Consider the following 24,239-nt stretch of genomic DNA (forward strand, 5'->3'; position numbering starts at 1 on the left):
GTTCGGGTTGTGGGATAAATCGATACCGGTGGTTAAAAACAAGTTGCGAAAAGGTTTGCAGCGATGGTTTCTGCCAGAAAATCAGATTTTTCAGCTATTTCTAACTTTTGTATGACAGTCCAACCGTGGTCAGGGTTTCCTCGCCCGTGCGCTGCCAATCTTTTCTCGCCGATCAAGGATAGTCCATGAGCCTGCCTTTGCTGGCCGTAGTGCCCGCCACCCTTGTGCCGTTTGTCAGTCGCAGTGAGCAATCGTTGCGTGACGCCGTTGCCCAGACACCTTCTTTATCCCTCGATAGCTGGACGGTGGAACGTTGGGCGCAGTTTGCCCGGGTCACCGCAGCCAGCGATTTTGTCTTCGAACAGGCAATACGCGATCCGGCCATGCTCCTTGATCTGGTCGCCAGCGGCGAACTCGACCGCAGTTTCGCGCCGGGCGAGTTGTGTGCACATATTGCCGTCGCCACGCAGGCTGCGCAGAGCGAAGACGAGCTGGCGCGCAACCTGCGTCGCCAGCGTAGCCGCCAGCAGGTGCGGATAATCTGGCGTGACCTGAACCGTCAGGCTGATCTGGTGCAGACCTGTCGTGACCTGTCGGACCTGGCAGACGCGTGTATCGATCAGGCGTACCAATGGCTGTACCCGCGTCATTGCCAGCAGTTCGGTACCCCCATCGGCCATCGCAGCGGTCTGCCTCAGCAGATGGTGGTGCTGGGCATGGGCAAGCTTGGCGCGGTCGAGTTGAACCTGTCGTCGGACATCGACCTGATCTTTGCCTTCCCTGAAGGCGGCGAGACAGAAGGGGTCAAGCGCTCACTGGATAACCAGGAGTTCTTCACCCGTCTTGGCCAGCGACTGATCAAGGCCCTGGACCCGATCACCGTCGATGGCTTCGTGTTCCGTGTCGATATGCGCTTGCGCCCATACGGTTCCGCCGGCGCCCTGGCCCTGAGCTTCAACGCGTTGGAACAGTACTACCAAGACCAGGGCCGCGACTGGGAACGCTACGCGATGATCAAGGCACGAGTGGTGGCCGGCGACCAGGTGGCCGGGGCGCAGCTGCTGGATATGCTGCGACCTTTCGTTTATCGGCGTTATCTGGACTTCTCCGCCATCGAAGCGCTGCGCACCATGAAGCAGCTGATCCAGCAGGAAGTACGGCGCAAGGGCATGGCCGACAACATCAAGCTGGGTGCCGGTGGCATTCGCGAAGTCGAGTTTATTGCCCAGGCGTTTCAGCTGATCCATGGCGGGCGCGACCTGAGCCTGCAACAGCGACCTTTGCTTAAAGTCCTGTCGACCCTTGAAGGGCAGGGCTATCTGCCGCCTGCAGTGGTTGCCGAGCTGCGCGAAGGCTATGAATTTCTGCGTTACACCGAGCACGCGATCCAGGCGATTGCCGACCGTCAGACCCAGATGTTGCCGGATGATGAGCTGGACCGTGTGCGTATTGCCTTCATGCTCGGTTTTAGTAACTGGGCGAGCTTCCGTGACCAGCTGATGTATTGGCGCGGGCGCATCGACTGGCACTTCCGTCAGGTCATCGCCGATCCGGATGAGGATGAAAACGAAGAGGGCGAGGTCATTGTCGGCGGTGAATGGCTGCCGCTTTGGGAAGAAGTCCAGAATGAAGAGGCCGCGTGCCGTCAGTTGCAGGAAGCCGGTTTCGCCGATCCGGGCAAGGCGCTCAAACAACTCGCCGGGCTGCGTGCCAGTCCGCAGCTGCGGGCCATGCAACGCTTGGGGCGTGAGCGCCTGGACGCTTTCATTCCACGCTTGTTGGCACAAGCGGTGGAACATGCCGACCCGGACCTGGTACTGGAGCGCGTGTTGCCACTGGTAGAAGCGGTAGCCCGGCGCTCGGCCTATCTGGTGCTGCTGACCGAGAACCCCGGGGCGCTGCGTCGCTTGCTGACTTTGTGCGCCGCCAGCCCGTGGATCGCCGAACAGATCACCCGCTTCCCGCTGCTGCTCGATGAGCTGCTGAACGAAGGCCGCTTGTACAGCCCGCCGTTGGCGCCGGAACTTGCGGCCGAGCTGAATGAGCGGCTTACGCGGATTCCCGAGGACGATCTGGAGCAGCAGATGGAAGCGCTGCGTCACTTCAAACTGGCTCATAACCTGCGTGTGGCAGCGTCGGAAATCGCCGGGAATCTACCACTGATGAAGGTAAGCGATTACCTCACCTGGCTGGCCGAAGCCATCCTCAATCAGGTACTGGCCCTGGCCTGGCGCCAGACCGTGGCGCGCCATGGTCAGCCCAAACGCAGTGATGGCACTTTGTGCGATCCGGGTTTCATTATCGTGGGCTATGGCAAGGTTGGTGGCATCGAGCTAGGCCATGGCTCGGACCTGGACCTGGTGTTTGTCCATGATGGCGACCCTCAGGCCGAAACCGATGGCGCCAAACCCATCGACGGCGCCCAGTTCTTCACCCGGCTGGGGCAGCGGATCATTCACATGCTGACCACCCAGACCAACTCCGGTCAGCTCTATGATGTGGACATGCGCTTGCGGCCTTCCGGGGCGTCGGGGCTGCTGGTCAGCTCGCTGGGTGCCTTCGAGCGCTATCAGCTGAATGAAGCCTGGACCTGGGAGCATCAGGCACTGGTGCGGGCGCGGGTACTGGTCGGCTGCCCGCACGTGGGAACGGCCTTCGAGGCCGTACGGGCCAAGGTACTGGGCAAGGCACGCGACCTGTCCAAGCTGCAGGCCGAGGTCAGCGAAATGCGCGCCAAGATGCGCGACAACCTGGGTACCCGCATCAGTGCTGCGGGCACCGGCCCCAATGCCTTCGCACCGGGGGTGCCCTTCGATATCAAGCAGGATGCCGGTGGTATCGTCGATATCGAATTTATGGTGCAATACGCCGCTTTGGCCTGGTCTCACGACCACCCGGCACTGCTGCGCTGGACCGATAACATCCGCATTCTCGAAGAGCTTGAGCAGGCCGGGCTGATGCCCGCCAGCGATGCGGTGCTGCTGCGTGAGGTGTACAAGGCCTTTCGTTCGGCCGCACACCGCCAGGCCCTGCAGAAGCAGGCGGGAGTGATCGATGCCTCGCAGTTCGTGCAGGAGCGCGGCGAAGTACGACGTATCTGGGCTGAACTGGGCCTGACATAAGCGGTTAAACCAGGCGAATCAGGCGGCAGGAAGCCTGCCACGACCACACTACAGCCCGAGTGGCGTACACTGGTCGACATATAGCCTGAATATAAAGAAGGGAGGCCAGGCTGTTCGCGGACAGGCTGTAGCCTCCCTGATCGTTTCTGGATAAAGCATGAGAATTTTGATCATTGGCCCAAGCTGGGTGGGCGACATGGTAATGGCGCAAACCCTGTTCCATTGCCTGAAGCAGCAACATCCGGCGTGTGTGATCGATGTGCTGGCACCCGAGTGGAGCCGGCCGATCCTCGAACGCATGCCCGAAGTGCGCCAGGCCTTGAGCTTTCCGCTCGGCCACGGCGCGCTGGAACTGGCAACCCGTCGACGCATCGGCAAGTCCCTGGCAGGTCAATACGACCAGGCGATCCTGCTGCCCAACTCCCTGAAGTCGGCGTTGGTGCCGTTTTTTGCCGGCATTCCCAAGCGCACCGGCTGGCGTGGCGAGCTGCGCTTCGGCCTGCTCAATGACGTGCGCAAGCTGGACAAAGCGCGTTACCCGCTGATGATCGAGCGCTTCATGGCGCTGGCTTATCCGGCCGGTACCGAGCTGCCCAAGCCGTACCCGCGCCCGAGCCTGGAGATTGAAGCAGCTAGCCGCGATGCCGCTCTGGCCAAGTTCGGTTTGACGCTGGACCGCCCGGTGCTGGCGCTGTGCCCAGGTGCCGAATTTGGCGAAGCCAAGCGCTGGCCCTCGGAGCATTACGCCAAAGTCGCCGAAGCCAAGATCCGTGAGGGCTGGCAGGTGTGGCTGTTTGGCTCGAAGAACGACCACGCGGTGGGCGAGTCGATCCGTGACCGGCTGATCCCCGGCCTGCGTGAAGAGTCTTATAACCTCAGCGGCGAAACCTCGTTGGCCGAGGCCATTGACTTGCTGTCCTGCAGCGACGCGGTGGTGTCCAACGACTCGGGCCTGATGCATGTGGCTGCAGCGTTGAACCGCCCGCTGGTGGCCGTTTACGGCTCGACCTCGCCGGGCTTTACCCCGCCGTTGGCCGAACAGGTCGAGATCGTCCGCCTGGGCCTTGAGTGCAGCCCGTGCTTTGATCGCACCTGCCGCTTCGGCCATTACAACTGCTTGCGTCAACTTGAGCCAGAGGCCGTGGTGGCTGCATTGCAGCGCCTCAATGGACCAAGCCTTGTCGATGTCCTGGCTGAGGTCGATTAAGTGCGGGTACTGCTGATCAAGACGTCTTCTCTGGGCGATGTGATTCATGCGCTGCCGGCGCTCACCGATGCTGCCCGGGCGATTCCGGGTATCCGCTTCGATTGGGTGGTCGAGGAAGGCTTTGCCGAGATCCCGAGCTGGCACCCGGCGGTCGACAAGGTAATCCCGGTGGCCATCCGGCGCTGGCGCAAGAACCTCTGGCAGACCTACAAGAACGGTGAATGGCGCCAGTTCAAACAGCGCCTGCGCGAAACCCAATACGATTTGGTGATCGATGCCCAGGGGCTGGTCAAGTCGGCCTGGCTGACCCGTTACGTGAAGGCGCCGGTGGCCGGGCTCGACCGTTATTCGGCCCGTGAAGGGTTGGCCAGCCGCTTCTATGACCGGCGCTTTTCGGTGCAGCGTGGGCAGCATGCCGTGGAGCGCGTGCGCCAGCTGTTCGCCCTGGCCTTGGGCTACGACCTGCCGGCAGGCCTTGGCGACTACGGTCTGGACCTGGATCGTTTGCAACTGCCACCGGCAGCCCCGTTTGTGGTGTTCCTGCATGGCACCACCTGGGCCACCAAGCACTGGCCAGAGGCGTACTGGCGGCAGTTGGCCGAACGCCTTGGCCAGCAAGGTCTGCAGGTACGCTTGCCGTGGGGTAACCCGACGGAGCAGGCGCGTGCCGAACGCATCGCCAAGGGCTTGAATAATTGCCAGGTGCTGCCCAAATTGAATCTGGTCGGCGTCGCCCGCGTGCTGGCTGCCGCCAAGGCCTGTGTGGCGGTAGATACCGGCCTCGGGCACCTGGCCGCGGCGCTGGATGTGCCGACCCTGTCGTTGTTCGGCCCGACCAACCCTGGCCTGACCGGTGCCTATGGCAAGTCCCAGGTGCACCTGGCCAGCGACTTTTCCTGCGCACCGTGCCTGCAGAAAAAATGCACTTACAAACCGAGCGCTGATGACCAGCGCCGGTTCGATCTCAAACGCGAGTGGCCATTGTGCTTCACTCGCCTGAATCCCGAGCGTGTGGCGAGCCAATTGCGCGCGTTGCTGCTGGCTGAGGATGTTCGTTGATGCAACTGGCTTTTGTGCTGTACAAATATTTCCCCTTCGGTGGCCTGCAGCGCGATTTCATGCGCATTGCCCTCGAGTGCCAGCGTCGTGGTCACAAGATCCGCGTCTACACGCTGATCTGGGAAGGCGACGTGCCTGAAGGCTTTGAAGTGCTGGTGGCGCCGGTCAAGGCGTTGTTCAACCATCGGCGCAACGAGAAACTCAGCGCCTGGATGGAAGCAGACCTGGCCAAGCGGCCGGTAGACCGCCTGATCGGTTTCAACAAGATGCCGGGGCTGGATGTCTACTACGCCGCAGACGGCTGCTTTGAAGACAAGGCGCAGAACCTGCGCAATTCGCTTTACCGGCGCTGGGGCCGCTACCGGCATTTTGCCGAGTACGAGCGGGCGGTGTTTGCCAGGGACGCCAAGACCGAGATCCTGATGATCTCGGAAGTCCAGCAGCCGCTGTTCATCAAGCATTACGACACGCCGCTGGAGCGTTTCCACCTGCTGCCACCGGGCATTTCCCAGGACCGCCGCGCGCCGGCCAATGCCGCCGAGATTCGCGCCGAGTTCCGCCGCGAGTTCGACCTCAAGGATGACCAGCTGCTGATGGTGCAGATCGGCTCCGGGTTCAAGACCAAAGGCGTCGACCGCAGCCTCAAGGCCCTGGCGGCCTTGCCGTCGGCACTGCGCAAGCGCACGCGGTTGATGGTCATCGGCCAGGATGATCCCAAGGTGTTCCAGCTGCAAAGCGCGACCCTGGGCCTGACCGATCAGGTGCAGTTCCTCAAGGGGCGCAGCGATATCCCGCGTTTCCTGCTGGGCGCTGACCTGCTGATTCACCCGGCGTACAACGAAAACACCGGCACGGTGCTGCTTGAAGCGCTGGTCGCCGGCTTGCCGGTGCTGGTGTCCGCCGTGTGCGGCTACGCCCACTACATCGCCGAAGCCGACAGCGGCCTGGTGCTCGATGAGCCGTTCGAACAGGAGCAGCTCAACCAGTACCTGCAACGCATGCTCGAAGACGATGCCGCCCGCAGCAGCTGGGGGCAGAACGGGTTGGCCTTTGCCGACAGCGCCGACCTCTACAGCATGCCCGAGCATGCCGCCGACGTGATCCTGGCACCGGAGCGTAAATGAAACTGATATTGGCCGAGCCGTTCAAACGCCTGTGGGCCGGGCGTGATGCCTTCGACGCCGTGGAGGGCCTGCAAGGGCAGGTATACCGCGAGCTGGAAGGCCGTCGCACCTTGCGTACCGAAGTCGAAGGGCGTGGCTACTTCGTCAAGATTCACCACGGCATTGGCTGGGGCGAGATTTTCAAGAACCTGTTCACCGCCAAGTTGCCGGTGCTGGGGGCAGGCCAGGAGTGGCAGGCCATCGAGCGCCTGCACCAGGTCGGCGTGCCGACCATGACCGCCGTCGCCTACGGCGAGCGCGGCAGCAACCCGGCCGCGCAACACTCGTTCATTGTTACCGAAGAGCTCGCGCCGACCGTCAGCCTGGAAGACTTCAGCATTGACTGGGTCAAGCAACCGCCGGCACCGCGCCTCAAGCGCGCGTTGATTGCCGAGGTGGCACGCATGACTGGCATCATGCACCGGGCGGGCGTCAATCACCGTGACTGCTACATCTGCCATTTCCTGTTGCACACCGATCGCGAGGTGACGGCGGATGACTTCAAACTGTCGGTCATCGATCTGCACCGTGCCCAGACCCGTGCGAGTATCTCCCGTCGCTGGCGCAACAAGGACCTGGCCGCGCTGTATTTTTCGGCGCTGGACATCGGCCTGACCCGCCGCGACAAATTGCGTTTTCTGCGTGGTTACTTCCAGCAGCCGCTGCGCCAGATCCTTGCCGAAGAGGCTACGTTGCTACGCTGGCTGGAAGGCAAGGCGCAAAAACTCTATGAGCGTAAACAACGATACGGGGACGCGCTCTGATGGCGGGTTGGACACTGGAGCCTGGTTACCAGGCGCTGGCGGCGGATTTTGGCAGTATCGATGCGGTCTTCGCGCTCAAGGGCGAGCGATTGACCCGCGATCCGCTAAGCGAAGTGATTCGCGTAACGCGTGACGGGGTCAACTACTACGTCAAACGCTACGTCGGTGCAGGCAAAGGCTTGCGCCGCTACCTGGGGCGCCCGCGGATCAAGGCCGAGTGGCAGAACCTCAAGCAGTTTGCCAAATGGGGCATCCCCACCGCTGAAGTGGTGGCCTGGGGCCTTGAACGCAACGGCCTGGCGTTTGGCCGCGGGGCGATGATCACCCGCGAACTGCCGTGTACCGAAGACCTCTCGGCGCTTGCCGATCGCAAGGACGCCCGCCTGGCCGATCGCGGCTGGGTCGATCACATCAGCCGTCAACTGGCCCGCCACACCCGGGTGATGCACGATCACCACTTCACCCATAACGATTTGAAGTGGCGCAATTTGCTGGTCGATGATCAGGCTACGGTGTTCTTCATCGATTGCCCGACAGGTGATTTCTGGTGGGGTTTCATGTTGCGCTACCGGATCACCAAGGACCTGGCCTGTCTGGACAAAGTCGCCAAGTATCATCTGTCGGCGACCCAGCGCTTGCGCTTCTACCTGCAATACCGTGGACGCGAGCGTCTTAATGCATCGGACAAACGCCGCATTCGGCATGTGGTGACGTTTTTCGAGGGACGCGAATGACTGATTTTCTCGCCAGTGCCGAACAGGCACTGCTTGAGCGCCACGGGCTCAACGGTTTCGAACAGCTCTGGGATGTCCAGCTCGATGCGGTGGATGAACCCAACACCGGGCGTGGCGGCTGGAGCTGTGTCTACCGCCTGGAGCTGGAGGGCAAGGGCTACTACCTCAAGCGCCAGCGCGACTACCTGACCCGGACCTTGCGCCGGCCGTTCGGTGAGCCGACCTTTGCCCATGAGTTTCGCAATATCCGTCGTTACCAGAAGCTGGCGATCCCGGCGCTGCAGGCGGTCTATTACGGCGAACGTACGATCAACGGCGAACGCCGGGCCATCCTCATCACCCGCGCCCTGGATGAGTGGAGCGACCTGGACCGTTTACTTGGCCAGTGGCCGACACTCGATATCGGCCAGCGCCAGGGCATCCTGCGCGCCTGTGGCACGCTCGCACGTACGGTGCATGCGGCCGGCCAGGTGCATGGCTGCTTCTACCCCAAGCACATCTTTTTGCGCGAGCGCAGTGATGGCTGGCTGGCGCAACTGATCGACCTGGAAAAGACCCGGCCGCTGCTGCTGGGCGCGCGCGATCGTCTCAAGGACCTTGAGCCGCTCTTGCGTCGTGCACCGAACTGGAGCGAAGCTGAAGTGCGTCTGCTGCTGGCCAGCTACCTGGACCAGGCGGCTGACAGCTCGCTGGTCGATACCTGGCTGCAGCGCCTGACGCGCCGCCGCCGTGAAAAAGAGGCACGTTGATGCGATTGTCCGAACTCAAGGATGCCGGGCGTCATCCGGATCTGCCCCTGAACATCAGCCTGGCGGACGCCGCAGGTAGTGCCGAGTTGCAACTGCTCAGCCTGCTGCGGGTGTTGCCCGGGCAGCGCTATGTTGGTGCGGGGATCTGGCGTGGCAAGCCGGTGCTGGCCAAGCTTCTGGTGGGTGGCAGTGCGGCGCGGCATTTTCAACGTGAACTCGACGGTGCGCGCCTGCTGGCGTCGCAAGGGCTGACCACGCCGCTGTTGCTTGCCGATGGCCTGCGTGAAGGTGAGGGTGGCTGGCTGTTGTTCGAGTTTCTTGAAAACGCCCAGAGCCTTGCCGACGCCTGGGCCGAGGTTGAAGCCCTGCCGCCACTGGCCGATGAGCAGCAGCTCGTGCTGGGCGAAGCATTGGCCGCCGTGGCGCACATGCATGCCAAAGGCCTGTGGCAGGAAGACCTGCACCTGGACAACCTGTTGCGCCACGCAGGTCAGCTGTACCTGATCGACGGGGCGGGTATCAAGGCTGAAACCCTGGGCAAGCCATTGTCTCGCCCGCTGGTGCTGCAGAACCTCGGCGTACTTTTCGCGCAACTGCCCAAGCGCCTGGAGCCGTTCATTGAAGAGCTGCTGGTGCACTACTTGCTGGCCAACGGCGAGCATGCCCTGCCACTTGAAGCGTTGCAGAAGCAGATCGATAAGGTGCGCAACTGGCGCCTGAAGGACTACCTGGACAAGGCCGGGCGTGAGTGCACGCTGTTCAGTGTCGAGCGCAGCCTCTCGGGCTTGCGTTCTATTCGCCGGCCTGAGCTGGCGGCCATGCTGCCGGTGCTGGAGCAGGCCGACACGCTGATCGACCAGGGCCACCTGTACAAGACCGGTGGTGCTGCCAGTGTTGCTCGCATCGAGGTCGACGGGCGACCGCTGGTGCTCAAACGTTACAACATCAAGAACACCGCTCACTGGTTCAAGCGCTTCTGGCGCCCGAGCCGGGCCTGGCATTCATGGATTGAAGGGCATCGCCTGGAGTTCCTCGGTATCGCCACGCCGCGGCCGCTGGCAGTGCTGGAGCAGCGGGTCATGGGGCTGCGCAGCCGCGCTTACCTGGTGACCGAGTATGCGAATGGTCCCGACCTGATCGAGAGCTTTGCGCCGTACATCGACAGTGGCGAGGTGCCCGAGGCGCAACTTCAGGCTTTGCAGGCGCTGTTGCAGCAACTGATCAATGCACGCATCAGCCACGGTGACATGAAGGGCCACAACCTGTTCTGGCAGGACGGCCAGTGGTCGCTGATCGATCTCGATGCCATGTGCCAGCATGCCACCCAGCTCAGCTTTGCCCCGGCCTTTGCACGTGACCGCGCGCGGCTGTTGCGTAACTGGCCAAGCAGCAGCGCTTTACACCAGCACCTGGATCAGCTGTTGCCGCGGCTTTCGGAGTAAGCGGCGGGTAATGCCAGCCAGTCGCTACTGCGACCGGGCTGGCGCACCCTGATTCGCCATTGCCCCTCATCCCGGCGCAACACCGCCCAGGCCACCACCGGGGCGCGCTGGGCGAGCGGGATGATCAGGTGGTAGTGCTGCGCAAGCAGATGCCGGCGCAGGGGCAGTTGCTGACTGCTGGCCTGCAGGTACAAGAGGCCGTCATCCTCGTACACGCCATGACCGCCATCGACGGGTTGCCCCTTACGCCGATCCGGCAGGCGGCAGTCCTCCAGTAACGCCTCCAGGTCAGGCAGGCCTTCCTGCCAGATCACCGGTGAATCGATCCGCCACTCGCCGCTCTCGCCTCGTGTGAGGGGAAGTTGCAGGTAGGCATCCGGTTGCCCGGGATCGATCGCGCGCCAGCGTTGTCCGTCGAAGCTGACCTTGTAAAAGCGGCCATGGTTGTCCTGTACGAAGTACTGGGAAAGCCCTTCGAATGCCGATGCCTTCTCGTAGACCCCTTCGCCATAGATGCCGTCGATGCGGTAGCGCAGCGTGCTGCGCTCAGGGTTGATCTGGTAGCGAGCCGGCACCGGCAGCGGCGGACGCTTGGGCATCCCGCGCAGCGCCCGACGCATGAAGCCGGAGCCCACGTAGCTGGTCGCCGCATCGTTGGCGTGACTCAGCGCGTTGTAGGCGTGCCTGAGGATTCCCTCCCTGTCTTCGTGGCTGAAGGCCTCGGCCCCCTCCCAGACTTCAATGACTGCGCGGCCGATAGAAAGCGCCACCATGGTGCGATTGGGCAGCACCAGGCTGACCAGATCAACGATCAGCCAAGCGGTGTCGATGACCGATTGCGCGTTGACCTCGGCAGTGGTTCGCGTGCTCGCGTTGACCCGCGCGAGTACGCTACGAACCTCCGCCATGTAGCACGCGAAGAACAGCTCGCCGGCGATGGCCGGTTTGCCGAGGTAAGGGCCCAGTCGGCCTTTGGTCAGTAATTGTTCAACCACAGCAGGATTGAGTTGGGGCAGGCGTTGGCTGATGTACTGACGCAGCTGCGGGCTTTGGCGCACAGCGCGCAGTAGTTCGCGTACGCTGGCGAATTCGCGCCAGGAGCGGCGGTCGGGTGCGTCGGGGGTGTAGAGGATAAAGGACGGGACGCTTTGCTCCTGGGCATTGATCAACAGTACGCCCCGCAGGGTATGGCCTTTGATCAGCAACTGCCGCACCTGAATCGTGTGGCCTTCGACGGAGGGGCGGTAGTCGTTGTCGGGGTAGTCGAGCACAGTGGTTACCCAGCGGTAGCCGCGCTCCAGTCGATCCTTGGCGAAATGACCGGCATAGCGGGCTTTGACCGCGTCGGCGCGCATCCGTGCACGATTGATCCGGGCATACCCCTGCAGGCGCCATTTGCCAGCGCGCGAATCGATCAACTGGGTGTAGAGAAACTGCGCGTAGCTACCGCCAACGTTCAGGTCACGGATCAGATTCTTGACGTAACTCGGTGAGAGCGTGGCAGGGATCTCCAAACCTTGAGCATGAGAAATTCTCGCCGTCAGCCAGTAGTCAAAGTCGAACCAGGGCAGGTTGTGCAGGGCCAAAACGTCCAGCGGGTAGCTGTGGGTGACTTTGTGCACCAGCTCGTCGCCCGTGCGGACCATGCCTTGCCAGGTGACATAGCTCGATGGGTTCAATGGGTTGAGGTGGGAACCGGTCTGCAGCCCCTGGGTGACGTTGACCCTGATCTGCTCAGGGGCTAGCGCGAGGTTCAGGTCGTGCCGAATCCGTGTTTGCAGTCGCTCACGGGTCCATGCCAGCAAGCTGTGCTGCTGCTGAAACTGGCCAAGGGTGAGAATGCCCGGAGCGGAGGATGCTTCTGTCGCCAGCACCAGTTCCTGCATGGTCTGCATGATGTGGCTCAGCGCCTGGGTGTTGCTGTTGCGCAGCCAGGTTGGCAGGTGCCTCTCCAGTAACAACGAATAGCGGGTTTTCAGCACAGCCTGGGTGCCAATAGCGTCGTTCAGGCACATGGCCTTTTTGAGCCGGTCGCCGAAGTTGTCCTGCTGACCCTCAAGCCAGGTGATGTTCAAGCGCTGTCGCTGGGTGTCGAGGAGGCGCTCGATCTGTGCTTCGAGCAAGTCATCGGTGAACCAGTCATAGCGCAGCCGCTCGGCATGACGCGCGCGCTCGGCGTCCTCTTCGTTGCAAAAGAGATGTAGCAGGGGCTGGCTTTGCAGCGGGTCGTCGAGGCGCTCGCACAGCTCGGCATGCAGTTCGGCAAGCGAGGCGTAGGCTTCGATACCGTGGGAAAGACTGCACAGCAATGCCCCGCCGCTGGCGTCTTGGGAGGTGAGCAACTTACCTTCCGGGACGTCCGCAGTGATGACCAGTGCGCCATGCAGAAAGCTGCGCCAGTTTGGATGGCTGCCCTCCAGCAGCGGCCGGAATACCTGTGGTCGTTGCTGCTGTGGCAGATGTCGGCGTTGCCAGGCATGTGGCAGCGTCAGGCAGGTACGTACCTGCCCGGCCTGGTCGGCATCGAGGGTCTGGTCGGCAACCCGCAAGTCGAGTTCGGCGAGCAGCAGGTCGCGGCGCAGCGTCAGCAACTGCTGCTTGCGGGTGTGCCCGTCAGGGCCAGGGTCTGCCCAGAAAGCTGCCAATGCCCTTTGAAGACGCTGTAGCGCAGCATGGCTGGCGTCCACGGGCTGTGCCGGGGAGGGAAGGTCGATGAGCAGGGCAGATACCTGCTGATCAAGGCGTTCGATGCGTTCAAGCGGGGTCATGGCCAGCACCTGGAAAAGGGGCTGGCCATGCTAGAAATGCGCGCAGCAGCGCGGTCGTTACATAGTTATGGCACGTTGGCCTTGGGTTTCAGCAGCCCGCGCAGTCCAAGCACGACGGGGATTCCCAACCCGACCCAGGACAGCACATCCCAGCCACCATCGCCCAGCAGCGCGGCAAACAGTCCGGCGGCACCCAGCAGGCCGATCAGCAGCGGCCAGGCAAACACCGTACGGGTGGATTGCGAGCGGTGGCTCATGCTGTTGCCTCCTGTACGCGTGGGCGTCGTTGTTTGCTCCACCACAGGTACAGGCCGCTGCCCAGGACGATGATGGTGAGCACGTCGAGCACCGCCCAGAGGATCTGCATCGGCCGGCCACCGTAGTCACCGAAGTGCAGGGGCTGCGACAACATCATCGCGTCCATGTACCAGGGCCGGTCGCCGACCGCAGTCACCGCCAGTGTACTGGCGTCGATCAGCACCGGCGTCAGCAGGTGTGCGGTCAGGTGGCTGCCGCCTTTCATGAACACTGCATAGTGGTGTTCACTGGAAAAGCGTGTGCCGGGGAACGCGATGAAATCCGGCACCATGCCCGGCGCTGCCTCACCGGCAATATCCAGTACACGGCTGACGGGGGCCAGTTCGGTCAGCGGCGGCGCATCGCGGTAAGGGGCGACCAACGCGCTCAGGCTGTCGTTGCGCCAGGCGGCGATGACCAGGTCCGACAGCGCGCTAATCACGCCGGTCACGCCCACGACCAGCGCCCAGGTCAGGGTAACGATGCCGATGAGGTTGTGCAGATCAAGCCAGCGCACACGCCGGGATTTTTCATGACGCACGGTGGCAAATTTCAATCGGCGCATGAAAGGCGCATAGAGCACCACGCCGGAGATGATTGCCACCACGAACAGCACACCCATGAACGCCAGCAGCAGCTTGCCGGGCAGGCCGGCAAACATGTCCACATGCAGGCGCAGCATGGTCATCATGAAGCCTCCGTTGGCTGATGGCGTTTCCACGGCTTCACCGGTACGCGCGTCGAGCATGAAGGTGTGCGACGAGTTCGGCTCGGTGCCCGCCGTGGCCGCCATGATGGTCAGCACGCCGTTGCTGTCGTCCTCATCCCAACCGAAATACTGCATCACCTCGCCCGGGCGGTGCGCCTGGGCTTTGAGCACCAGTTGCTGCAGATCGAGCTTCGGCGTGTCGGCCGGCATGACCTTGAACTCCGGCGCATCGCCGAGCAGGTGGTCGATTTCATGATGGAAAATCAGCGGCAGCCCGGTAACTGCCAGCATCAGCAGGAACAGGGTGCAGATCAGGCTGGTCCAGGTATGGATGAAGGACCAGCGGCGTATGGTTGTGCTTTTCATTACATTTTGTTTCTCGGCTTTCAGAAAAACCAAAGCCGTCCACAGGGGACGGCTTGGTCACTGAGCATGGGACGTCAGTGTCTTACCACTTGTAGGTGGCACTGGCGACGACGCTGCGCAGGTCGCCGTAGTAGCAGTAGAAACTGTCGCAGGTAGAGATGTAGTCCTTGTTGAACAGGTTGGTGGCGTTGACGGCTACCGAGGCACCCTTGAGGCTGTTGTCCAGGCGGCCGAGGTCATAGTGCACGGCTGCATCGAACACGGTGTAGGCATCGGCCTTGCCCAGCCAGGTGTTGCCCTGGTCGCCATAGGTGTTGCCGGTGTAGCGTGCGCCGGCACCGATGCCGAAGCCGTCGAGCACGCCGTCGTGCCAGGTGTAGTCACCCCACAACGAGGCTTGCTGGTTTGGCATCAGTTGCAGGCGATTGCCTTTGAAATCGCCGTCCTGTACTTCGGATTTGGCCAGGGTGTAGGCGGCAATGACTTTCAGGTTTTCGGTGACGTCGGAGACGGCTTCAAGCTCCAGTCCATGGACTTTCACTTCGCCGGTCTGGCTGGTGACAGGAATGCTGTTGATGGTGTTGGTCACCGAGACGTTCTTCTGGGTCAGGTTATACACGGCTGCAGTCAGCAGGGTGTTGGAGCCCGGTGGCTGGTACTTGATACCCAGTTCCCACTGCTCACCCTCGGTCGGTTTGAACGACTCCGTTGGCGACACCGCAGCATTGCTGGCCGGCTGGAACGACTCGGCATAGGACAGGTACGGCACGAAGCCCGAATCGAACACATAGCTGATCGCGGCGTTGCCGCTGAATTTCTTGTCGCGCTCGGTGTTGGTTGCATCGTTCTTGTTGAAGAACTTGGTGCCGGTGTGCACCCAGTCCTCACGCCCGCCCAGGGTCAGGCGCCAGTTGTCGAGGGCCATCTGGTCCTGGACGTACAGGCCGGTCTGGCGGGTTTTCTGGTTGTAGTCGTAGAAGGCGTCGGAGCGTGGTGGGCGGACGATCGGCAGGCCATATACCGGATTGTTGACGTTGGTGGGCGGTACGTTGAAGCCAAAGATCGCCAGGTAGTTTGTGTTGGTGCGCTGGTGATCCAGGCCGATCAGCAGGGTATGGCTGATGTCACCGGTGGCGAAGTCGGCCTGAAAGTTGTTGTCGACAGCGAACTGGCTGATGTCTTCGTCAACGTTGGTGGAGAGGCGATTGGCATTGCCCTGATCGTCGACCGGGCCACCGGGCTCAAAGTAGCTGGAGACGGTAATCGTCTGGAATTCCAGGTCCGATTTGGTATAGCGCAGGTTCTGGCGGAACTGCCAGACATCGTTGATGCGATGCTCAAAGGCGTAGCCCAGTGCGTAGTAGGTGCGATCGTAGAACTCGTAGTCCGGGTCGCCGAGGTTCTTGTGGTGGGAGATGTCACCGAACGGCATGTCGATCTTGGTACCCTGGATCGGCCGGAACTGGCTGGTGACCCCGGTATCGTCGCGGGTGAATTGCGACAGGAAGGTCAGGCTGGTGTCTTCGTCGATGTTCCAGGTCAGGCTTGGGGCAATGTTGTAGCGCTTGTCGTCGATGTGATCGATCTGGGTGCCACCGTCACGCAGCACGCCGCTCAGGCTGTAAAGGAACTGGCCTTCCTCGTCGATCTTTCCGGTGCTGGCAAAGTTGATCTGGCGATGGTTGTCGCTGCCGTACTGAACCTGTACTTCATGGCTGCTTTCGGCTTGAGGACGACGGCTGACCATGTCGAGCAGGCCACCCGGTGGTGTCTGTCCGTAAATGGAGGAAGCAGGGCCGCGCAACAGGGCGAGGCGGTCCAGGTTCCAGGTTTCGGCTTTCGGGTTGGCGTACACGCCGCGGGGCAGTGGCAGGCCATCGAGAAACTGGGTCGGCTCGAAGCCACGCACGCGCATCCAGTCATAGCGCGTATCGCTGCCAAAGCTGGCAGAAACGATGCCAGGCATGTAGCGCACGGCATCATCCAGGCTATGCACGCCGCGATCGTCCATTTGTTCACGGGTTGCGACGGAAATCGAACGTGGCGCCTCGACGATTGCGGTGTCGGTCTTGGTACCTGCTGCAGTGCGTTTGGCCAGGTAGCCCTCTACCGGGCCCCAGGCGCTCTCCTGGTTAACGGAGGCATTGATATCGGTTACCGGCAGGGCCATCGCGCCTTCAGGTACGGCGACGACGGTGTAGGTTCCCGAACCACTTTGCTGAAGTTGCAGGCCGGTACCACGCAATGCGGCCTGCAGGGCGCCGATGCCGCTGTATTGACCGTTGACTGGCGATGAAGTGCGGCCGCTGGCCAGGCTTGGGTCCAGGCTCAGGGCAATGCCGGACTGGCTGGCGATCTGCGTCAGGGTGCTCGACAGCGGCGCTGCAGGCAGGCTGTAGGAGCGCTGCTCGTCCGACTGTTCGGCGGCGACCAGCACGCTGCTTGCCAACGGAGTGGTCAGGGCGATGGCCATGGCCAGCAGGCTGGGGCGCAAAATGGTTTTGATGGCGCGGGACATGCAGCAACTCCTCGACGAATAAGGGCTAATTAGCTTCCATGCCGAGCGAGAGCGGAAAAGTGATAGGGGTCTTATTGAAAATAATTTAGATTTTTATTGCGGCAAGGACGGCGGGCGCCGTCCGTCGCAAATGTCACTGTGATTACTGCGTTTTGGAGCGGGGTACTACGGTCACCCACCAAGGGGTGTGCTGTTCGATTTGCACTGGCAGGGTCGGCAGTAACGAGGCCAGCGCCAGGTCGGTATTGGTCAGCGGGAAGCTGCCGGTAATGCGCAGATCGGCCACTTCTTGATCAACGCCCAGATGGCCACTGCGGTAACGGCCCAATTCTTCGATCAAGTCACTCAAGCGTACGTTATCGACCACCAGCATGCCGCGGATCCAGGCATCGGCACCGATGTTCACGTCAGCGATCTGGCCTAGTTTGTCGTGGCTCATGAGCACTTGCTGACCCTCGTGGAGGATCTGCTCGTTACCGCTGTCCTGAGGCCTTGCTGCCACGGCCGATTGCAGTACGCTCAGGCGCGTGCCCTGGTCTTCGAGTTTGACCAGGAAGCGCGTGCCCAGTGCGCGCAGGCGCCCGTCTTCGGTGGCGACAATGAACGGACGATCATCCTTGTGCCCGGTCTCGATGGAAATCTCGCCCTCGTGCAGGACAATCAGGCGCTCTTTCTCGTTGAAGCGGATATCCACCGCCGAATGGGTGTTGAGACTGATCAGGGTGCCGTCGGTCAGGCGCAGGCTGCGTTGCTCGCCAGTGGCCGTGCGCTGGTCGGCGAGCCAATAGCCCAGTGACTGATGGGCACTGAGCCAGCCGAGCATGCCGACCACCAGTACCAGGCTCGCCAGGCCACTGCCGACTTTGCGTACGCGTTGACGCAGACCTGCACGTGATTGCAGCAACGCCTGGCGGGCGGGACCGGCTGCGGCGCTGAAGCGTTGGTCGAGCATGCCCAGTTGCATCCAGGCCCGCGCGTGCTCTTCACTGGCGGCATGCCAGCGGGCGAATTCGGCGCGTTCGTCGGCGCTGCCATTGCCGGAGTCCAGGCACAGTTGCCAGGCAATGGCTGCGTCGAGGACGCGCGCACTGACCGGTTGGCTGTTCATGTCGGCTCGCCATACAGGGCGATGTAGCACTGGCGCATGCCCTGCGCCAGGTACTGACGCACACGCGACACGGAAACGCCCAGGCGCTCGGCGATTTCGCCGTGGTTCAGGCCGTCCAGGCGGTTGTAGAGGAAGGCCGCGCGGGCTTTGCTCGACAGTTTGCCCAGTAGGCGGTCGATGGCCTTGAGGTCTTCGAGGATCAGGTGTTGTTCTTCCGGTGAGGGTTGTTCGGCTTCGGGGATCAGCATCAGTTCGGCCAGGTAGGCTTGCTCCAGGGCTGCGCGGCGAAAGTGATCGAACAACAATCCTCTGGCGATCGCCAGCAGAAACGCTCGGGGTTCGCGCGGCGCAGGCAACTGGTCGCGGCCAAGCAGGCGTACGAAGGTGTCCTGGCTCAGGTCTTCGGCGCGCTCGGCGCAGGCGATATTACGCCGTAGCCAGCCGAGTAGCCAACTGCGATGGTCGCGGTAGAGCGTACCGACCAGCTCACTGTGTGGGCTTTGTGCGGACGACAAGGCGTTCCCCGAAAAGATGCGTTAACTAACGAGAATTATTCGCGATTGTTACAGAGTCTTCGCGGAAAACGCAATTGACACTCATCGGGTGACACTAGAAACCGTGATTTTGCAGGCCTTTGCGCCGCCAGCGCTGTATCTGCCGGTCGAGCAAAGCCGGGCTGTCGAGTTGCTGGCGCCGGGCCTGGCTGAAGAGGATCAGGGCCAGTTCGGCGGTGACCATGGCATCGGCACTGGCATTGTGCCGCGCGATGGCCTCAAGGCCGAAGCAGGCCGTCCAGTCGTCGAGCCCGGCTTCACGCAGGGTGAGTTGCGGGTTCAGCAGGGGGGCAAGTTCAGCCAGGTCGAGAAACGGGTGCTGCAGGCGATAGCCCAGGTGGTCTTTCAGGGCGCGGGCGAGCATGCGTTGGTCGAACGGCGCATGGAACCCCAGTACCGGGCTGTCGCCAATGAACGTCATCAGCTCCAGAAGCGCCTCGGCCGGGTCACAACCGGCGGCGATGGCGCTGGGCCCCAGGCCATGGATCAGCACGCTGGAGGTCAGTTTGTGATCGCGTTGATACAAAGTGCGCTCGAACTGCTGGCTGAAGTCGATGGCGCCATCCTCGATCACCACCGCGCCGATCGACAGCACCTGGTCGCGGTGGGTGTTCAGGCCACTGGTTTCCAGGTCCAGCACCACCCAGCGCTGGCTGCGCAAGCTGTCTTCACTCAGAGGCGCCGGCGCGGCCAGTTGTGCCACGCGCTGACGAATGGATTCCTCGACCTGCCGCGGTCGAAACCAGGCGAACAGGCTCACAGCTGATACCTCAGGGCCAGGCTGCTTTGCAGGCGCTGGGCCTGGCGCAACGACTCACGGAGGATCCGCCGGTCAAGGTGATTGAGGCTGTCCGGGTCGACTCGGTTGGAGTAGGGCAGGTTCTGGCGACTCTGCAGCTGGTGTTGCTGCATGCGAGTTTGCTGGATGAAGTGGTAGGCCTCTTCGTAGGCAGCGCCATCGAGCGGCTCGATGACCTCGCGCTTCACCAGCTCGCGCAGGCGCTCCAGGGTGTTGATGGCGCTGATGCCGTTGGCCAGGGCCAGCAGGCGGGCACCGTCGACGAAGGGCGTCAGGCCCTGGACCTTGAGGTCGAGGGTGCCGGCTTTGTCGTCGCCCTTGCGGGTCAGTACAAACTCGCGAAAGCGTCCGACCGGTGGCCGCTGGCGCAAGGCGTTGTCGGCCATCATGCGCTGGAACAGGCGGTTGTCGGCTACCTGCTCAAGGATGCTCTGGCGCAGTTGCTCGCAGGCATGCTCCTCACCCCAGACCACACGCAGGTCGAAATAGATACTGGAGGCCAGCAGGTTTTCCGGGGTGGCTTCGCGAATAAAGGCGGCGAAGCGTCGGGCCCATTCGGCGCGGGACAAACACAGCTCGGGGTTGCCGGCCATGATGTTGCCTTTGCACAGGGTAAAGCCGCACTGGGCCAGGCCCTGGTTGATGTGCTGGGCCAGCGGTAGCAGGCGGCCGCGAATCTCGGCGGCGTGGGCGGCATCCCGGGCTTCAAACAGAATGCCGTTGTCCTGGTCGGTGTGCAGGGTCTGCTCGCGGCGGCCTTCGCTACCAAAGCACAGCCAGCTGAACGGCACACCCGGATCGCCCTTGTCCTGGATGGCCAGTTCGATCACCCGGCAAACCGTGTGATCGTTCAGCAAGGTGATGATCTGGGTGATCTGGGTCGAGGAGGCGCCGTGGGCCAGCATGCGCTCGACCAACTGGCCGATTTCGCCGCGCAGCGACACCAGGGTTTCAATGCGGCTGGCATGGCGGATGGTCCGGGCCAGGTGGACCAGGTCCACGCGCTGCAACGAGAACAGGTCACGCTCGGAGACGACGCCGCACAAGCGCTTGTCTTCGACCAGGCAGACGTGGGCAATGTGCCGTTCGGTCATGGCAATGGCTGCGTCGAATGCGCTGGCCTGTGGGCTGAGGTAGAACGGCTCGGCGGTCATGTGCGCGGCAATCGGCTGGGCAAAGTCGGCACTGGCGTTGGCTACTACCTGGCGCAGGTCGCGCAAGGTGAAGATGCCGATTGGAAAGCGTTGTTCGTCAACGATGACGATGCTGCCGACCTGTTCCTCGTGCATCAGGGCTACGGCTTCGCGCAGGGGCGTCTCGCGGTTGCAGACAACCGGGTGACGCATGGCCAGTTCACCCAGGTGGGTGTTGAGCGAGTATTGCGTGCCGAGGGTTTCCACCGCACGGCGCTGGACCTGCTGGTTGACCTGTTCAAGCAGGCTGCTGACGCCACGCAGGGCGAAATCGCGAAACACGTCGGACAGGGCGAACAGGCGAATGAACGCGGCTTTGTTCAGTTGCAGGCAGAAGGTGTCTTCGGCCGCCAGATGTTCTGTACGAGTGGCGCGCTCGCCGAGCAAGGCTGCCAGGGGAAAGCATTCACCGGTGGTGATTTCGAACGTGGTTTCGGTACCGGGCCGCGTGACGTGCTGGCGCTCGCCGATCACCCGGCCCTGCTTGACGATATAGAAATGCTCGACGGGACCGTCGCCGGGTTTGATGATGCTGTCGTTTGCCGAGTAGAAGCGCAGTTGACATTGTTCCACCAGAAACGCCAGGTGGGCATTTTCCATCTGGTTGAACGGTGGAAAGCGTTGCAGAAACTGCAGGGTCCCTTGGATATTCTGCAGCACTGCAGTTTTTCCGGCCTGGGCGAAGGCGTCCGTTTTACTCATGAACCTTACCGCGTCTTTGTATGTCGGCGCAGGGGCGCCAACCTTGTTGTTTTCGACCCTCATGGTCGGTCGCCTGCAGCCCAGTGCCCATTGGACGTAAGTCTAACCAGTGCGACGTCTACGTAAGTCCATGTGTCAGGTGTCAAATAGCCGACGAAAGGCAGGTTGCAAGTCAGGCAAATGCAGTCTGAACTTGATTCAAAGGACATTTTTAGGGTCATAGACGATGAGACAGCCATGCCTGACCATGACGACATACTGAGTGATGCCGAGCGTGAAGCGCTGGCTACGGTGAGCGTTCCTGCGGCTGCAATACAGAAGGTGTTGATCGTCGATGACAATCGGGTGGCGCGTGAATCGCTAACCAGTTATCTGAAAACCAAGGGCATCGAGTGCGTCACGGCAGCAAATGCCGAACAGGCGTTGAAGTGCCTCAAAGCCGAACGGGATGTCGGACTGTTGATTACCGACTTGCGCATGGGGCCATTCGATGGCCTGGAGCTGATACGGCAGATTCGCGAGTCGGAGCGAGCGGCTTTGCCGATCATCATCGTTTCAGGTGATGCCGATGTACCGGACGCCATCGCAGCGATGCACCTGAGTGTTGTCGACTTTCTGCTCAAACCCATCGATCTGGACAAGCTGGTAGCGCTGGTGCGCAAGGAGTTGGGCATTACATAAACCCAATCGCGACACCGCTTGGGCATCGCGACTGGGTAAGGAGCATTACAGGCCGTTCTTGGCCTTGAACTCACGACGACGACGATGCAGCACCGGCTCGGTGTAGCCGTTTGGCTGCTTGGCGCCTTCTACCACCAGTTCGACGGCTGCCTGGAAGGCAATGTTGCTGTCGAAATCGGGTGCAAGCGGGCGGTACAACGGGTCGTTGGCGTTCTGCTTGTCCACCACCGGCGCCATGCGCTTGAGGCTTTCCAGCACTTGCGCTTCAGTGACGATGCCATGGCGCAGCCAGTTGGCCAGCAGCTGGGCGGAAATACGCAGGGTGGCGCGGTCTTCCATCAGGCCGACATCGTTGATGTCCGGCACTTTCGAGCAACCTACGCCCTGGTCGATCCAGCGCACAACGTAGCCGAGGATGCCCTGGGCGTTGTTGTCCAGCTCGTTGCGTTTTTCTTCGTCCGACCAGTTGGTGTCGGTCGCCAGCGGGATGGTCAGGATGTCGTCCACCGAAGCCGGTGCACGCTTGGCCAATTCTGCCTGACGGGCGAACACGTCAACCTTGTGGTAGTGCAGCGCATGCAGCGCAGCGGCGGTCGGCGACGGTACCCAGGCGGTGTTGGCGCCTGCCAGCGGGTGAGCGATTTTCTGCTCGAGCATGTCGGCCATCAGGTCCGGCATGGCCCACATGCCTTTACCGATCTGGGCGCGGCCTTGCAGACCGGTGGCCAGGCCGATATCGACGTTGGAGTTTTCGTACGCGCCGATCCACTTCTGGGTCTTCATGGCGCCCTTGCGCACAACGGCGCCGGCTTCCATGGAGGTGTGGATCTCGTCACCGGTACGGTCGAGGAAGCCGGTGTTGATGAACACCACCCGCTCTTTGGCGGCTTCGATACAGGCCTTGAGGTTGACCGTGGTACGGCGCTCCTCGTCCATGATGCCGACCTTCAGCGTGTTGCGCTTCATGCCCAGCACGTCTTCGATGCGACCGAACAGCTCGTTGGTGAACGCTGCTTCTTCAGGGCCGTGCATTTTCGGTTTGACGATGTACACGGAACCGGTGCGGCTGTTCTTGCGGCTGGTGTTGCCGTTGATGTTGTGGATCGCCGCGAGGTTGGTGACCAGGCCGTCGAGGATGCCCTCGGGCACTTCGTTGCCGTCCTTGTCGAGGATGGCGTCGATGGTCATCAGGTGACCGACGTTACGCACGAACAACAGGGAGCGGCCGTGCAGGGTGACGGTGCCGCCGTTCGGTGCGCTGTATTCACGGTCCGGGTTCATGGTCCGGGTGAAGGTCTGGCCGCCTTTGCTGACGCTTTCCGACAGGTCGCCCTTCATCAGGCCGAGCCAGTTGCGGTAGATCACGACCTTGTCATCGGCATCGACAGCGGCAACCGAGTCTTCGCAGTCCATGATGGTGGTCAGGGCGGCTTCCATCAGCACGTCCTTCACGCCAGCGGCGTCGGTCTGGCCGACCGGGGTGCTGGCATCGATCTGGATTTCGAAGTGCAGGCCGTTGTGCTTGAGCAAAATGGCGGTCGGTGCCGAGGCTTCACCGTGGAAACCGATCAGTTGGGCGTCGTCACGCAGGCCGGTGTTGCTGCCGCCTTTGAGGGCGACAACCAGCTTGCCGCCTTCGATGCGGTAGGCGGTGGAATCAACATGCGAGCCGGCTGCCAGTGGCGCGGACTCGTCAAGGAAGGCACGGGCGAAGGCAATGACCTTGTCGCCGCGAACCTTGTTGTAGCCTTTGCCTTTTTCCGCGCCACCGGCTTCGCTGATGGCGTCAGTGCCGTACAGGGCATCGTACAGCGAGCCCCAGCGGGCGTTGGAAGCGTTCAGGGCAAAGCGCGCATTCATCACTGGTACAACCAGTTGCGGGCCGGCCATGCGGGCGATTTCGTCGTCGACGTTTTGCGTCGAGGCCTGGAAGTCTGCAGCTTCTGGCAGCAGGTAACCGATTTCCTGAAGGAAGGCTTTGTAAGCCGCGGCATCGTGAGCCTGGCCTTTGCGTGCTTGGTGCCAGGCATCGATCTGTGCCTGTAGCGCATCACGTTTGGCCAGCAGTGCTTTGTTCTTTGGAGCGAGGTCGTTGATGATCTTCTCTGCCCCCACCCAGAACTGCTCGGCGTTGACGCCGGTTCCGGGAATGGCTTCGTTGTTCACGAAGTCGAACAGGACTTTGGCGACCTGAAGGCCACCGACTTGAACGTGTTCAGTCATTGCTTGCCTCACTCTGCTCAGCTATTGCTCTTCTATTTAAGCCTGACGCGCTTCTCTAAACACGGCACCAGATCATGCCCT

General features: G+C 61.9%; 18 protein-coding genes. 9 read left to right on the forward strand and 9 right to left on the reverse strand.

Annotated features, from left to right (window positions below):
- Window positions 1-185 precede the first annotated feature (185 nt).
- The 8 genes from glnE to DM813_RS10690 all read left to right on the forward strand — a co-directional run bounded on the left by glnE (window position 186) and on the right by DM813_RS10690 (window position 10,240).
- A complete protein-coding gene (gene glnE, locus DM813_RS10655; protein WP_128323359.1) occupies window positions 186-3,122 on the forward strand; it encodes a bifunctional [glutamate--ammonia ligase]-adenylyl-L-tyrosine phosphorylase/[glutamate--ammonia-ligase] adenylyltransferase in 2,937 nt (978 codons plus the stop codon).
- Between the two features lie 157 nt (window positions 3,123-3,279).
- The gene (gene waaF, locus DM813_RS10660; protein WP_128323360.1) at window positions 3,280-4,329 is read left to right on the forward strand and encodes a lipopolysaccharide heptosyltransferase II; all 1,050 of its coding nucleotides are present in this window, start codon (window positions 3,280-3,282) and stop codon (window positions 4,327-4,329) included.
- On the forward strand, window positions 4,330-5,388 hold the full coding sequence (gene waaC / locus DM813_RS10665) for a lipopolysaccharide heptosyltransferase I (protein ID WP_128323361.1): 1,059 nt from the start codon (window positions 4,330-4,332) through the stop codon (window positions 5,386-5,388). It begins immediately after the preceding gene.
- Entirely contained in the window at window positions 5,388-6,512 is a 1,125-nt protein-coding gene (locus DM813_RS10670; RefSeq protein WP_128323362.1) for a glycosyltransferase family 4 protein, read from the forward strand. Before waaC ends, DM813_RS10670 begins: the two co-directional genes overlap by 1 nt.
- Window positions 6,509-7,315: a lipopolysaccharide core heptose(I) kinase RfaP gene (rfaP, locus tag DM813_RS10675; RefSeq protein ID WP_128323363.1), complete on the forward strand. Its 807-nt coding sequence runs from the start codon at window positions 6,509-6,511 to the stop codon at window positions 7,313-7,315. The genes DM813_RS10670 and rfaP overlap by 4 nt, the downstream gene beginning before the upstream one ends.
- Entirely contained in the window at window positions 7,315-8,049 is a 735-nt protein-coding gene (locus tag DM813_RS10680; RefSeq protein ID WP_128323364.1) for a lipopolysaccharide kinase InaA family protein, read from the forward strand. Before rfaP ends, DM813_RS10680 begins: the two co-directional genes overlap by 1 nt.
- Window positions 8,046-8,798: a lipopolysaccharide kinase InaA family protein gene (locus DM813_RS10685; protein ID WP_128323365.1), complete on the forward strand. Its 753-nt coding sequence runs from the start codon at window positions 8,046-8,048 to the stop codon at window positions 8,796-8,798. The genes DM813_RS10680 and DM813_RS10685 overlap by 4 nt, the downstream gene beginning before the upstream one ends.
- Complete coding sequence (locus DM813_RS10690) at window positions 8,798-10,240, forward strand: lipopolysaccharide kinase InaA family protein (protein ID WP_128323366.1); 1,443 nt, start codon at window positions 8,798-8,800, stop codon at window positions 10,238-10,240. The genes DM813_RS10685 and DM813_RS10690 overlap by 1 nt, the downstream gene beginning before the upstream one ends.
- On the opposite strand, the gene DM813_RS10695 is transcribed toward DM813_RS10690, so the two are convergent.
- From DM813_RS10695 to DM813_RS10730, 8 genes are all read right to left on the reverse strand, one after another.
- Window positions 10,213-13,008, reverse strand: a complete 2,796-nt coding sequence (locus tag DM813_RS10695; RefSeq protein WP_128323367.1) for a dermonecrotic toxin domain-containing protein — start codon at window positions 13,006-13,008, stop codon at window positions 10,213-10,215. The genes DM813_RS10690 and DM813_RS10695 overlap by 28 nt on opposite strands.
- Before the next feature lie 65 nt (window positions 13,009-13,073).
- Window positions 13,074-13,265, reverse strand: a complete 192-nt coding sequence (locus DM813_RS10700; RefSeq protein ID WP_128323368.1) for a hypothetical protein — start codon at window positions 13,263-13,265, stop codon at window positions 13,074-13,076.
- Window positions 13,262-14,380 carry a PepSY-associated TM helix domain-containing protein gene (locus DM813_RS10705; protein ID WP_128323369.1) on the reverse strand — a complete coding sequence of 373 codons (1,119 nt, stop codon included), beginning with the start codon at window positions 14,378-14,380 and terminating at the stop codon, window positions 13,262-13,264. Before DM813_RS10705 ends, DM813_RS10700 begins: the two co-directional genes overlap by 4 nt.
- Window positions 14,381-14,462: 82 nt before the next feature.
- Window positions 14,463-16,898 carry a TonB-dependent siderophore receptor gene (locus DM813_RS10710; RefSeq protein WP_128323370.1) on the reverse strand — a complete coding sequence of 812 codons (2,436 nt, stop codon included), beginning with the start codon at window positions 16,896-16,898 and terminating at the stop codon, window positions 14,463-14,465.
- Between the two features lie 142 nt (window positions 16,899-17,040).
- Complete coding sequence (locus DM813_RS10715; protein ID WP_128323371.1) at window positions 17,041-18,006, reverse strand: FecR domain-containing protein; 966 nt, start codon at window positions 18,004-18,006, stop codon at window positions 17,041-17,043.
- On the reverse strand, window positions 18,003-18,521 hold the full coding sequence (locus DM813_RS10720; RefSeq protein ID WP_128323372.1) for an RNA polymerase sigma factor: 519 nt from the start codon (window positions 18,519-18,521) through the stop codon (window positions 18,003-18,005). The genes DM813_RS10715 and DM813_RS10720 overlap by 4 nt, the downstream gene beginning before the upstream one ends.
- Window positions 18,522-18,615: 94 nt before the next feature.
- On the reverse strand, window positions 18,616-19,320 hold the full coding sequence (locus DM813_RS10725; protein WP_128323373.1) for a 3'-5' exonuclease: 705 nt from the start codon (window positions 19,318-19,320) through the stop codon (window positions 18,616-18,618).
- Window positions 19,317-21,254 (reverse strand): DUF294 nucleotidyltransferase-like domain-containing protein, encoded by a 1,938-nt coding sequence (locus DM813_RS10730; protein ID WP_128323374.1) that lies wholly within the window; start codon window positions 21,252-21,254, stop codon window positions 19,317-19,319. The genes DM813_RS10725 and DM813_RS10730 overlap by 4 nt, the downstream gene beginning before the upstream one ends.
- Before the next feature lie 237 nt (window positions 21,255-21,491).
- Here DM813_RS10730 and DM813_RS10735 point away from each other — a divergent pair, with 237 nt between their 5' ends.
- Window positions 21,492-21,935, forward strand: a complete 444-nt coding sequence (locus DM813_RS10735) for a response regulator (protein WP_128323375.1) — start codon at window positions 21,492-21,494, stop codon at window positions 21,933-21,935.
- A gap of 45 nt (window positions 21,936-21,980) precedes the next feature.
- Here the strand turns inward: DM813_RS10735 and DM813_RS10740 are convergent, their stop codons facing one another.
- On the reverse strand, window positions 21,981-24,158 hold the full coding sequence (locus tag DM813_RS10740; RefSeq protein ID WP_128323376.1) for a malate synthase G: 2,178 nt from the start codon (window positions 24,156-24,158) through the stop codon (window positions 21,981-21,983).
- Between the last annotated feature and the right edge of the window lie 81 nt (window positions 24,159-24,239).

Origin of the sequence: Pseudomonas alkylphenolica, assembly GCF_004025535.1 — a bacterium.
Lineage (GTDB): Bacteria > Pseudomonadota > Gammaproteobacteria > Pseudomonadales > Pseudomonadaceae > Aquipseudomonas > Aquipseudomonas alkylphenolica_A.

What these genes read in the sequence shown, in the direction of transcription:
- glnE (WP_128323359.1), top strand. Translation starts at nt 186, where the DNA reads ATGAGCCTGCCTTTGCTGGCCGTAGTGCCCGCCACCCTTGTGCCGTTT.
- waaF (WP_128323360.1), top strand. Translation starts at nt 3,280, where the DNA reads ATGAGAATTTTGATCATTGGCCCAAGCTGGGTGGGCGACATGGTAATG.
- DM813_RS10670 (WP_128323362.1), top strand. Translation starts at nt 5,388, where the DNA reads ATGCAACTGGCTTTTGTGCTGTACAAATATTTCCCCTTCGGTGGCCTG.
- rfaP (WP_128323363.1), top strand. Translation starts at nt 6,509, where the DNA reads ATGAAACTGATATTGGCCGAGCCGTTCAAACGCCTGTGGGCCGGGCGT.
- DM813_RS10680 (WP_128323364.1), top strand. Translation starts at nt 7,315, where the DNA reads ATGGCGGGTTGGACACTGGAGCCTGGTTACCAGGCGCTGGCGGCGGAT.
- DM813_RS10685 (WP_128323365.1), top strand. Translation starts at nt 8,046, where the DNA reads ATGACTGATTTTCTCGCCAGTGCCGAACAGGCACTGCTTGAGCGCCAC.
- DM813_RS10690 (WP_128323366.1), top strand. Translation starts at nt 8,798, where the DNA reads ATGCGATTGTCCGAACTCAAGGATGCCGGGCGTCATCCGGATCTGCCC.
- DM813_RS10695 (WP_128323367.1), bottom strand. Translation starts at nt 13,008, where the DNA reads ATGACCCCGCTTGAACGCATCGAACGCCTTGATCAGCAGGTATCTGCC.
- DM813_RS10700 (WP_128323368.1), bottom strand. Translation starts at nt 13,265, where the DNA reads ATGAGCCACCGCTCGCAATCCACCCGTACGGTGTTTGCCTGGCCGCTG.
- DM813_RS10705 (WP_128323369.1), bottom strand. Translation starts at nt 14,380, where the DNA reads ATGAAAAGCACAACCATACGCCGCTGGTCCTTCATCCATACCTGGACC.
- DM813_RS10710 (WP_128323370.1), bottom strand. Translation starts at nt 16,898, where the DNA reads ATGTCCCGCGCCATCAAAACCATTTTGCGCCCCAGCCTGCTGGCCATG.
- DM813_RS10715 (WP_128323371.1), bottom strand. Translation starts at nt 18,006, where the DNA reads ATGAACAGCCAACCGGTCAGTGCGCGCGTCCTCGACGCAGCCATTGCC.
- DM813_RS10730 (WP_128323374.1), bottom strand. Translation starts at nt 21,254, where the DNA reads ATGAGTAAAACGGACGCCTTCGCCCAGGCCGGAAAAACTGCAGTGCTG.
- DM813_RS10735 (WP_128323375.1), top strand. Translation starts at nt 21,492, where the DNA reads ATGCCTGACCATGACGACATACTGAGTGATGCCGAGCGTGAAGCGCTG.
- DM813_RS10740 (WP_128323376.1), bottom strand. Translation starts at nt 24,158, where the DNA reads ATGACTGAACACGTTCAAGTCGGTGGCCTTCAGGTCGCCAAAGTCCTG.